The 2,679-nt window shown below is 64.0% G+C and carries 4 protein-coding genes; 3 read left to right on the forward strand and 1 reads right to left on the reverse strand.

Features of this window, described 5'->3' with window-relative positions; genetic code table 11:
• Positions 1-43: 43 nt before the first annotated feature.
• On the forward strand, positions 44-214 hold the full coding sequence (locus EOA22_RS30210) for a hypothetical protein (protein WP_206521361.1): 171 nt from the start codon (positions 44-46) through the stop codon (positions 212-214).
• A 156-nt stretch (positions 215-370) separates the two neighbouring features.
• On the opposite strand, the gene EOA22_RS30215 is transcribed toward EOA22_RS30210, so the two are convergent.
• On the reverse strand, positions 371-1,054 hold the full coding sequence (locus EOA22_RS30215; RefSeq protein WP_024503826.1) for a response regulator transcription factor: 684 nt from the start codon (positions 1,052-1,054) through the stop codon (positions 371-373).
• A gap of 175 nt (positions 1,055-1,229) precedes the next feature.
• Here EOA22_RS30215 and EOA22_RS30220 point away from each other — a divergent pair, with 175 nt between their 5' ends.
• A complete protein-coding gene (locus tag EOA22_RS30220) occupies positions 1,230-1,925 on the forward strand; it encodes a fumarylacetoacetate hydrolase family protein (protein WP_024503825.1) in 696 nt (231 codons plus the stop codon).
• A 4-nt stretch (positions 1,926-1,929) separates the two neighbouring features.
• On the forward strand, positions 1,930-2,580 hold the full coding sequence (maiA, locus tag EOA22_RS30225; protein ID WP_024503824.1) for a maleylacetoacetate isomerase: 651 nt from the start codon (positions 1,930-1,932) through the stop codon (positions 2,578-2,580).
• The last annotated feature ends 99 nt before the right edge of the window (positions 2,581-2,679 follow it).

Genomic DNA, 2,679 nt, shown 5'->3' on the forward strand with positions numbered 1-2,679 from the left:
ATAAGCCCGATGGCGTCACGGAGTTGGGGCCGATGAAACACAGTTGCCGTCGTCGGTCGGGCGGTTCGATTTGATCGAGATGGATGCCGCGGCTTTCGACGCACTGCGCAAGGCCGAGAGCATCGGCTGGCCGGTGGGCAACGAGGCATTTCTGGGTAGGATTTTCGGGCAAACCGGAACCGCGGAAGCGGGGCAGGCGGCCGAAGCGAAATAGTGCACTGTGACCGTAATTCTTGAGCGCGGCGCATGATGGGTTACCCTCCCCTCGATGGGGAGGGTCGGCGCGGAGCGCCGGGGTGGGGTGCGGCGCAGACCCCCACCCCGCTCCGCTTCGCGGATCGACCCTCCCCACAAGGAGGAGGGTAAAAGCTCAAAACCCAGCCTGATCGCGAAACAACTCCGCATTGTCCAGCTTCGACACCTCGATCACCGCTTGCGTGCGGCTGTAGACATTGAGTTTGCGCAGGATCTCCGAGACATGCGCCTTCACCGTGGTCTCTCCCACCTGCAGCTCGTAGGCGATCTGCTTGTTGAGCAGGCCCTGGCGCAGCATCTGCAGCACGCGCAGTTGCTGCGGCGTTAGCGTCGACAGGCGCTGCACCATGTCGGCGCGGTCGGCGCTGTCGGCGTCCGGCGGCCGGCCTTCGTAGGTCTCCGGCACATAGATCGCGCCTTCCATCACCGAGCGGATGGCTGCGGCGAGGTCGCTCTTGCGCGCCGATTTCGGGATGAAGCCGGCAGCGCCATAGGACAGCGCTTCGGAAATGATCTTCGGCTCCTCGTAACCAGAGACGATCACCACGGGCAGGCGCGGATAGCGGGTCCGGAGTTGCAGCAGGCCGTCAAAACCGTGCACGTCGGGCATCGAGAGGTCGAGAAGCGCGAGGTCGAACGGCTTGGCATCGGCCAGAAGATCGAGCGCCTCGGTGATCGAGCGCGCCTCCACCGTGTCGACTTCCGGATAGGCCATCTGCACGGCGCTGTGCAGCGCCTCACGAAACAGCGGATGGTCGTCGATGATCAGAAACCGGGCGCGATCGTGGGTTGCGGTCATGGGGTTCATTTCAGTTCGTGAGCGATTAGAATAACCTCTCCACCATGGCCAGATTATTGCCAAATAGTATATCGCCATCTCCGGCGGAAAGTGCCGCCGGCACTTTCTCGACCAAATCGCCTTGTCCAGGCCCCCAAATCGGTCGAATGTTCCGGCAACCAAGCAGAGACCCTTGATGACAGAATTCGTCCTTCCCCTGCCCGCAACCGCATCGGTGGCCGTTGCCGGCTCGTCCGATCGTTTTGCGGTGCGCCGTATCTACTGCGTCGGCCGCAACTACGCGGCGCATGCCCGCGAATTCGGCAATGACGAGCGTGATCCGCCCTTCTTCTTCACCAAGCCGGCCGACGCGGTGGTCGATTCCGGCACCGCTATCCCCTACCCGCCGCTGACGGCCAATCTGCACCACGAGATCGAACTGGTGGCCGCGATCGGCAAAGCCGGCTTCCGCATTCCCCGCGACAAGGCGCTGGACCATGTCTGGGGCTACGGCGTCGGCATCGACCTCACCCGCCGCGACCTGCAGGACGAGGCCAAGAAGGCCGCCCGGCCCTGGGACTGGTCGAAGGCCTTCGACCGCTCCGCCCCTTGCAGCCCGTTGGTGCAAGCGCACGAATCCGGCCACCCACAGAAGGGCCGCATCTGGCTCGCCGTCAACGGCAAGGTCAGGCAGGATGCCGACCTCGCCGAACTGATCTGGCCGATACCGGATATCGTGTCGATCTGCAGCGAGGCGATGGAGCTCGAGCCCGGCGACCTGATCTTCACCGGTACGCCAGCAGGCGTCGGCGCGGTTGGCCCCGGCGACACGATGACCGGCGGCGTCGACGGCATCGGCACCATCGAAATAACCATCGGCCAGCCGAAGTGAGCGCATGAGCAAACTCGTCCTGCACAACTACTATCGCTCCTCCACCTCCTACCGGGTGCGGATCGCGCTGGAGATGAAGGGGCTGAGCTACGACTATATCCCGCATCATCTGCGCCATGGCGAGCACCTCGAACCAGCCTATCTCGCGGTCAATCCGCAAGGGCTGGTGCCGGCGCTGGTGCTCGGCGACGGCACGCTGCTGACGCAATCGCTGGCGATCATCGAATTCCTCGACGAGACCAGCCCGGAACCACCGCTATTGCCAGGGGATGCGGCCGGTCGGGCACGGGTCAGAATGCTGGCGCAGATGATCGCCTGCGACATCCACCCGGTGAACAATCTGCGCGTGCTGACCTCGCTGCGCACGCTGTTCGGCGCCGGCGACGAGGACGTCGTCAACTGGTTCCGCCACTGGGTGAACGAGGGCTTTCAGCCGCTTGAAAAGATCCTGGCCTTGTCGGCGGAGACCGGAACATTCTGCCATGGCGACGCGCCGGGTCTGGCTGACATCTGCCTCGCCGCACAGATTGCCAGCAATGCCCGCTTTGGCGTCGATCTGACGCCCTACCCGACGATCGCGCGCATCAACGCCGCCTGCATGGCGCTGCCGGCCTTCCAGAAAGCGGCGCCCCAGAACCAGATCGACGCGGAATAAGGCGTCATCTGCGTAGCGTCGGCACCGGAACAGTATGGCTGGCGGAATCGATTTTCGCTTGACCGGATAGGGAATCGGCCATCGTTTCCCGCAGGCCGT

Source organism: Mesorhizobium sp. M7A.F.Ca.US.014.04.1.1 (assembly GCF_003998745.1).
GTDB lineage: Bacteria > Pseudomonadota > Alphaproteobacteria > Rhizobiales > Rhizobiaceae > Mesorhizobium > Mesorhizobium ciceri.